Origin of the sequence: Spirulina sp. CCY15215, assembly GCF_016888125.1 — a bacterium.
Classification (GTDB): domain Bacteria; phylum Cyanobacteriota; class Cyanobacteriia; order Cyanobacteriales; family Spirulinaceae; genus CCY15215.
On the sequence record NZ_JACSWA010000348.1, the window covers coordinates 22,354 to 30,170 of the forward strand.

Sequence of the window (7,817 nt, forward strand, 5' to 3'; positions counted from 1 at the left end):
AAATACTAAAATACTTTCCGAGATTCTAAATGTTGCTTAATTTCCGGGAGAGTGCGCCAAACAGGACGTAATTGACCTCTTGTATATTTCTCCAATTGGTCGGTAATATGAGGGGAATTAGGCTGAGTTGAGTTGCCACAAACATTCAAGACTTTAGCACGAATTGGCTCGGAAAATTCAATGGCTGCAATGTAAGTATCTCCCCCTAAACTTTGAAATTTTCCACTTCCATCGGGAGCAATACCTAATACTTGAAAACTGCCCAATTGTCCCGGTGCGCCACTTGCGGGTAAGTCTTCGTCGCCATAGCGCAAACGCACAGCATCTCCCCAGTTTGGATCTATTTTACCATATAATAACTGTAATTGCGCGGCGGCATTTTCTAAAACATCGATCGCATTTTCTGCATCTTTTAAACCCTTTGGTGTATTCAAAGCATCTGCTGCATTCCAAGGAGTTGCAAATAAGTTTTTTGAGTTCATTGAGAAACGCCATAAGCCAAATAAAGCTGCACCTTTACTATTTGCTGTTGCTTCTCGATCCCAATTTGATAATACTTTTGCAGCTTCTAAGGATAAGGGAGTATTACGAATCTTTGCGGCTACAATCAATTCGTCAAGGAGGCGATCGCTTAACTCTAAGCGAGAGGAAAATTTGGCTTCTATCATTTCATCCAAACTCATTTTCTCCTCCTCTAAAAGCATTTTAAGGGAACGTTGGGTACGAAAAAGATCGGGAGACTCAGCCAAACTTTGAGGGGCAATATAAGCCGGATAATCTTGCGGATCGAGTTGTTCAGGAAAGGTACTACTCCAAGGAGGATCGTTCGTATTTTGCAACCAGCCAGTTTCAGGATTAACTAAGCGCGGTAAATCTTCATAAGGATGGTATTGTGTCCATAATGTGTTCGTTGTATCTCCTGAAATAAGTTTAGACCAATCTTGCCACGTTCCTCTTTCTCGTATTGGCACTAAACCGTTAAAAATATAGGCAATTTGTCCCGCTTTATCTGCGTAGAGGATATTAAACATGGGTAATTGTAACTGAGAAATAGATGTTTCAAATTCATCTAAATTTGTCGCTTTCGCCATGCTTAAAAACTGTTCGACTAAATGAGGATGTTCTAAACCTGTAACGCGCAATGCGATCGCGCTTTTTGCTTCTTTTTTAATAATAACACCATGACGCGATCGCCAAATATTTAATTCTTCTTCTTTAAAACTGCCATCATCTTGTTTAATTTTAATCGTTTGTTGTTCTATTTGAAAAGGACGCATAACCCCATCTAATCGATATTGATTATCTGCTAGAGTTAGATCGTAAAACGTTTTTCCTTGAATAGGATTAACCGTAAGAGACCAGCCAAGATTATCATTAAAAGCAATCACTAAAGCAGGCATTCCTACTAAAGTTGCACCATAAGCATTCATATTTGGAGCATTCAAATGTGCTTCATAAAGTAGATAAAAATCCTGCCATAATAAATGAGGATTAGCCAGTAAAAGCGCATTGCCACTTTCTGAATGAGAGGGTGCGATCGCCCAAGCATTCGATCCTTGCCAAGTAGAAATTTCGCGATCGCTAACCAAGAAATTAAAATGAATCACGCGCTGAAGATGAGCTAAAATATCTCTCTCAGTCACGGGTAAAACGACTTTAAACTTATCTTGAACTGCTTCTGGATGTTCTAGGACATAAAGATTAATTCCCGTCGTAAATGCCTCTAAATACTGCTTGATTTCGGGACTTTGTTCCTCATACCAAACTTGGGCGCGATCGGGAATTCCCATTCTGCGAATATAGCGATCGGACTCTAAATATTCTTCTCCCCAATATTCTGCTGCTTGTCCTCGTGCTTGTCCATAAAGTTGTAAAATTAAATCTCCATGACTCTGCATTTGAGCATAGCCAAAAGCCTTAAACATTCCCTCTGTATCTCGAGCAAAAATATGAGGAACTCCCCATGTATCCCAGAGAATTTCTGTTGGACTTTTACTAATAACTGAAGAAGTCCCAAAAAATAAAGTTAATGTAAGGCTGCAAATTAACAGCAGAATCAAGAAAAAACGACGTTTGAGAAAGAGCATAAAATCTTATTCATATTTAACGTGTTGATATTGTTCCTGTAACCATTGGTTAAAGCGTTCGTCAAGCAATTGTCTGCGATTTTCTTCATCTAGTTTTGCAGGAACAAACTGTTCTAAACGCACGATAACAAACCAATTGTCAATATATTGCGGACTCCATAATTGTCCCGGTTGACTGCGTTGAAATATCTCTTTTAAAGTATTATGAATCTTGCTCAAGGAAATAGGTCCAATCCTGCCCCCATTTTTCGCTTCTATTCCTTGAGAATACTCTTTGGCTAAATCGCTAAACTCCGCTTCTCCTTCCAGAATGCGAAAATAAAGTTCTTGTGCCACTCCTACATCTTGGGTACGAAGTAGGGAATAAATAACCTTATCTAATTGGGGTTTAGATTCCAGAAAATAGGATTCCAAACGATCGCCCCAGGTTTGTTCTTTAAACTTCTCTAATTTTAGGCTTCGCGCGATCGCATTTTGTACCTGTTCTGTTGTTGTTTGTTTTTGTTGCAACCATGCTTGCAATTTTTGTGGCGAATTAAGCTGCTGTTGTTGGTAAAATCCCTCCATTGCTTGGGTTAATTCTTCTGGGGAACAAGCAATGGAAGTGAGGGCGCGATCGATAATAATTTCCCGCACTAATTTGGGCAATAATTGATATTTTTCCAGCAAAGGTACGATTTCTTCTACCGTTATATTCCAGTCTTCAACTGTTAAAATTGTTTGAGAAAGTGAACGATCGCTAGAATTGGTCTGAGAAGATGTTACAGTTGTTTCCTGTTGCTGTTTTAAACTAACTGGAACAGGATCGGGAGAACTTATCTCTTCTTTCATTTCCACTGTCTCAAAACCTGTATCTTGAGGAATTTGTGCGGGAGTTGATACGGGAATTTCTGGGACTTCGCGCTGATTAACTTTGGGGGTTTGAGAGACTTTGGGAGATGTAACTCGTATGGGTTCTAAGTTCTCTTCTTTTTGAACTAATTCTTTCTCAATTAACTTCTTTTGAGCTAATTCTTGCTGAATGGGAGGAGATACTGGGATATCTTCTGGTTTTGGGGATTTCTCAACCTCAACTGTCATAAATTCATCTGCTGTTACAGCAGGCTTTTTCGATGTTACTTTCCCAGACTCGAGTTCCTCCTCTTCTGATGCAAAAGAAAGGCGATCGCTAGTTTTTCCTTCCGTCATGGGTGCTAATGATTCCTTCCCTTGGGGAGTTTTTGCAGAATACTCCAGTTTTTTCTGGCGATCGCGCACTGGTACAAACTCATTCCAATCTTCATCGGTTAATTCCCACAAACCCCAATCGCGAATCATGGCTCAAACCTCCAATGTTTATCTACTTGACTACTAACTTTATACTGCCTATAATAATTATAAAGCAACACAATTGATCGAGCGAATTTCCATCGCATCGGAAAGATAGCAAACCCCCCCAAATTTATTCAGAAGAGGGCGCACTTTCTCAAGAATAGGTTGAATGAATGACTCATCGCAACAACAAATGACATACACATTCCCTAAACCTGCGATCGGCAGATCGTCAGCAGCTGTTGCTCTGGGAGTTTTGCCGGTAACATTATGAATCACTGTATAACCCGGTACTCCTATCTCGTCCAATACTGCCAAGATTTTGTGCATTTCCTGTTCGTCAGCAATGAATTCTAACCGTTTTACGAGGTGCATATTCTTGAATTACTCCAGATGTCAAGTTAAGAATGTAAAGTTTTAATACTTTTTGATACTTATGATAAACTTTATGGTAAATTCTACAGATAAAAATCCGCAATTTATCCATTTTCATCTAAATTTCTTAAGTTTTGAATACTAGCCTCATTCTTTCTAATATTCTCAATCCACCGGTGCTGTTTTTCTTCATCGGTATGACGGCAGTGTTTCTCAAATCCGATTTAGAAATTCCTCAGCCTTTACCGAAACTTTTCTCGCTTTATTTATTATTTGCTATTGGTTTTAAGGGAGGACACGAGATTCACGAAAGCGGTATTAACCTGGAAATTGCCCTGATTCTGATTAGTGCAATCTTGATGGCAGCAATTGTACCAATTTATTCATTTTTTATTCTTAAAATCAAATTAGATGCCTATAATGCTAGTGCGATCGCGGCGGCTTACGGTTCGATTAGTGCTGTTACTTTTGTGACTGCCAGTTCTTTTTTAGAGCAACAAGTTCCCCCCATTCCTTTCGGCGGTCACATGGTTGCAGCTTTGGCATTAATGGAGTCTCCAGCGATTATCATTGGTATTATTCTAGTGAGAACTTTTGCCAATAAAAATAAAGGAGATAATACTTTTTCTTGGGGAGAAGTCCTGCGGGAAGCATTTTTAAACGGTTATGTTTTCTTACTATTGGGTAGTTTATTTGTGGGACTTGTCACCAGTCAACAGGGTTGGGATCGTTTAAAACCCTTTACAGGAGAAATGTTTTACGGCGTGTTAACCTTTTTCTTATTAGATATGGGGTTAGTTGCAGCCAGAAGAATTGGTGATTTGCGGAAAAGTGGCTCATTTTTAATTGGTTTTTCCGTGTTTATGCCCGTCTTTAATGCTGTAGTGGGAATTGCGATCGCCAGCATTCTCAATACATCAAAAGGGGATGCTTTACTCTTCTCCATTCTCTGTGCCAGTGCTTCTTATATCGCCGTACCTGCTGCGATGCGAATGACAGTACCAGAAGCCAACCCCAGCTTGTATATCGGCATGGCCTTAGCCCTCACCTTCCCCTTTAACATTATCATTGGGATTCCCCTCTATATGAGCATCATCAATCATGTTTGGGGGTGAAACTGAAATTAAGCCCAGCGACTCAACTGCATGGGCTTCAATTGCAATACTTCCCCATACAGTTTTTCTACACAGGTGATATTACGACTGAGAGTATACCGTTCTAAAACGCGCTGTCTGCCTTTATAACCAAGAAGTTGAGTTAATTCTGGCTGATCGCGAAAAATAGGAAGCAAAGTTTTTAATTGTGTTGTCACCCCTTGAGTTTCGATAGTAACACCTGCTCCTTGTTCTAAAACTTCCCCATCAGCACCAGCATCTGTAGCAATACAGGCAACCCCACAGGCCATTGCCTCTAATAATGACAGAGATAGTCCTTCAACCAGAGAAGGTAAAATGAACGCATCAGCAGCCCGGAGAATTTCGATGCGCTTTTCTTCACTACTTTCAAACCCATGCCAAATAATGCCATCCTTAATGCCGTAAGACGGTTCTAGCATCGATCGCAGGGGTCCATCCCCCACCAGAATCAACTTGCACCCCGGCCCCATATTGGAGAGTTTCCACGCCTTTAACATTGCCTCAATATTCTTTTCCGTCGCAATGCGACCCATATAAACAAAAAGGCGATCGGCCTTCACTCTGGCTCTAAAATGGGAGATACCGGGGGAATACTTCTGCACGTCTACCCCGTTGGGAATCACAGCGAGTCTCTTTTCAGGAACCCCCAAGCGCATGAGTAAATCTTTTTGTAGATTTGAGAAAATAATGGTGCGATCGTAGTTCGCCAAAAAAGGCGCATAAAGTTGATAGGTGATAAATTGCGTGCTGGATTTGAGATTGCGGAGTTTGCTATCGAAGGGAGGGTGAAACGTGGCAATCAGGGGAATATTAAGTTCCTCGCAAATCTCCGGGAGGCGAAAATCGAGGGTGGAGAGAGTCAGAGATCCATGGACGATATCTGGTTTGAGTTTCTTCAGCGATCGCATTAAAATTTGGCTCGATCGCAGGGTAGGAATGGTATAAACCTGCGACTTGTACAAGAAAGGCAAAACAACTTCTGAACAATCCGATCGCCAAGTTTTATCCACAAAATCCTCTTGAGCAAAGTGGAGGAAACTAACGCGATGTCCGCGATTCAGCAATGCGTTCACGATTTCGCGACCATAGGTGACATTGCCGCAAAATGGTGATTTTTTTCCCAGCCAAGCGATGTGCATTCAATCGTTCGAGTTCAATGTTTTTAACAGTAATAAAGAGAAACAGATAGTCCGCAATAGATTTTCAGAAATCTTATGATTTCTTAACTTGGCTTGATGTTAGCACGCTTGGGCGGGAAATATACCAATTGAGAAAACCGGTTGCGATCGCAAAGGCCGCTAAACCCCAGAAAACCGGACGCAACCCCCATAAGGATTGAGCTACACCCGCTAGGGCTAGGGGTAAGGAAAGGGCAATATTAACGGCATTATTTTGCAATCCGAATACCTTACCGCGCATTTCTTCTGGGGTTTCTGCTTGGACGGTGGTTTGCATAGGAACATAAATAGTCGCCGCACAGCCACCACAGGCGGCCATGGCCAGTAATGCTGAGATGAGATAGCGATCGCTAAAAGATAAGCCTATGAGGGCGATCGCCAAAACCATGAAGCCCCAAAAACTGAGTTTCATGCGGCGGAAATGCTGTCCCCACTGACCCAAAACTGCCGCCCCCAGTCCCAAACCAACACCTCCAGCAGCGACCAAAAAGCCGAATTGTTGAGCATTAATACTGGGAATTTCCGCCGCGAGGGGAACCGCTAAAATCGTTAAGGCAGCGAAAATGCAAAAAAGGCTGGTAATTTGAATGATAGCGTTGCGAACTCGGTGATTTTCTTTCAGGTAGAGGAGACCTTCCCCGATATCTTGGAAAGGGTGGGGATGTTCGCGATCGCTGGTATCTCTGGTTTCGCCAGTTTTGAGAAAGAGGAGAATTATACCGGCGATCGTGTAGGCTCCTCCCACCAAAATTTCTTGACCAAAAGACCAACTCGGAAAAACACTACTGACCAGGCGATCGCTGAGGGCGAGGAGAGGTTCCCCAACCGCAAAACCGACAATTAATAAAGCCATCATCGTCGTCGCGTAAATAGAATTCGCTGGGAGAAGGCGATCGCGTTGAACGATGAGAGGAATGGTAACTTGTTCCGCAGGAGCAAAAAACTGAGTAAAGGTAGAAACAAACAAAGTCACGATCAGAATCAAGCAAAAGCCCCAAGGGACTCCCCACAGGCTTCCCCAGTCGTTAGAAAGCCAAAGTAAAGGGGGGATCGCGAAAACAAATGCCCCTCGTAACAGGTTACTGGCGACTAAAATATCTTTTTTGAACCAGCGATCGACATAAACTCCAGCGAGGGAACCAAATAAAATAGCAGGAATCGTTAACGCAATGGAAATCGCCGAAACCCAAGTGCCGATATGGTCTTCCCCCACATGAAAATGAGTGGAGAGGAGAGCAACCATGAGGACGATATAAACTTTATCAGCCAGTTGCGAGAAAATTTGACCGAGCCACAAAATCAGAAAGCGCGTATTCTTCAAAACGGGAAGCAAACCACTTCCTCGGCGAGGGCGATCGCCTTTTGTTTCCGGGTCTGGATGGGGGCGATCGCTTGTCCCCGCTATGGTTGAGGGGCGATCGTCGGGAGTGTTTTGGTGTTCTCGTTCTTCAAACAATTGCATTACCTATAATTGCGATCGGCATTCCTTAAATTAATTATTTTAAAAGGTGAAGAATTTTTAACCAATAAAATCTTCTATTTCTCATCATATAGGACTGCAGGGGTTTGGTCTCCAAACCCTTTTTTATGCTCCAAACCCTCCAAACCCTTTTTTATGCCTTCTCCAGAACTCGTGAATACACCCGCTCATCATCCTTCGGATAGATGAGGGGCTTCACTCTCCCATAACGTAGAGAGAGTGACGGGTATTCTCCGTTTGTCTGAGGAGC

6 protein-coding genes are annotated in these 7,817 nt (G+C 42.3%); 1 reads left to right on the forward strand and 5 read right to left on the reverse strand.

Annotation, left to right across the window (positions count from 1 at the left end):
- Positions 1–5: 5 nt before the first annotated feature.
- Genes JUI58_RS08365 through JUI58_RS08375 form a run of 3 tightly spaced genes read right to left on the reverse strand, consistent with a single transcriptional unit; the run spans position 6 to position 3,773 of the window.
- Positions 6–2,087: an acylase gene (locus tag JUI58_RS08365; RefSeq protein ID WP_239121338.1), complete on the reverse strand. Its 2,082-nt coding sequence runs from the start codon at positions 2,085–2,087 to the stop codon at positions 6–8.
- 6 nt (positions 2,088–2,093) lie between these two features.
- Positions 2,094–3,404 carry a peptidylprolyl isomerase gene (locus JUI58_RS08370; protein WP_204103308.1) on the reverse strand — a complete coding sequence of 437 codons (1,311 nt, stop codon included), beginning with the start codon at positions 3,402–3,404 and terminating at the stop codon, positions 2,094–2,096.
- 57 nt (positions 3,405–3,461) lie between these two features.
- Positions 3,462–3,773, reverse strand: a complete 312-nt coding sequence (locus JUI58_RS08375; protein WP_204103309.1) for a P-II family nitrogen regulator — start codon at positions 3,771–3,773, stop codon at positions 3,462–3,464.
- Positions 3,774–3,907: 134 nt separating this feature from the next.
- Between JUI58_RS08375 and JUI58_RS08380 the strand changes: the two genes are divergently transcribed.
- The gene (locus tag JUI58_RS08380) at positions 3,908–4,888 is read left to right on the forward strand and encodes a sodium-dependent bicarbonate transport family permease (protein ID WP_204103310.1); all 981 of its coding nucleotides are present in this window, start codon (positions 3,908–3,910) and stop codon (positions 4,886–4,888) included.
- Positions 4,889–4,896: 8 nt separating this feature from the next.
- Here the strand turns inward: JUI58_RS08380 and JUI58_RS08385 are convergent, their stop codons facing one another.
- Together JUI58_RS08385 and JUI58_RS08390 are read right to left on the reverse strand one after the other, a co-directional pair.
- On the reverse strand, positions 4,897–6,048 hold the full coding sequence (locus tag JUI58_RS08385; RefSeq protein WP_204103311.1) for a glycosyltransferase family 4 protein: 1,152 nt from the start codon (positions 6,046–6,048) through the stop codon (positions 4,897–4,899).
- Between the two features lie 73 nt (positions 6,049–6,121).
- Positions 6,122–7,549: an MFS transporter gene (locus JUI58_RS08390; protein WP_204103312.1), complete on the reverse strand. Its 1,428-nt coding sequence runs from the start codon at positions 7,547–7,549 to the stop codon at positions 6,122–6,124.
- Between the last annotated feature and the right edge of the window lie 268 nt (positions 7,550–7,817).

Coding starts and splice junctions, on each gene's coding strand:
- JUI58_RS08365 (WP_239121338.1), bottom strand. CDS start 2,087: ATGCTCTTTCTCAAACGTCGTTTTTTCTTGATTCTGCTGTTAATTTGC.
- JUI58_RS08370 (WP_204103308.1), bottom strand. CDS start 3,404: ATGATTCGCGATTGGGGTTTGTGGGAATTAACCGATGAAGATTGGAAT.
- JUI58_RS08375 (WP_204103309.1), bottom strand. CDS start 3,773: ATGCACCTCGTAAAACGGTTAGAATTCATTGCTGACGAACAGGAAATG.
- JUI58_RS08385 (WP_204103311.1), bottom strand. CDS start 6,048: ATGCACATCGCTTGGCTGGGAAAAAAATCACCATTTTGCGGCAATGTC.
- JUI58_RS08390 (WP_204103312.1), bottom strand. CDS start 7,549: ATGCAATTGTTTGAAGAACGAGAACACCAAAACACTCCCGACGATCGC.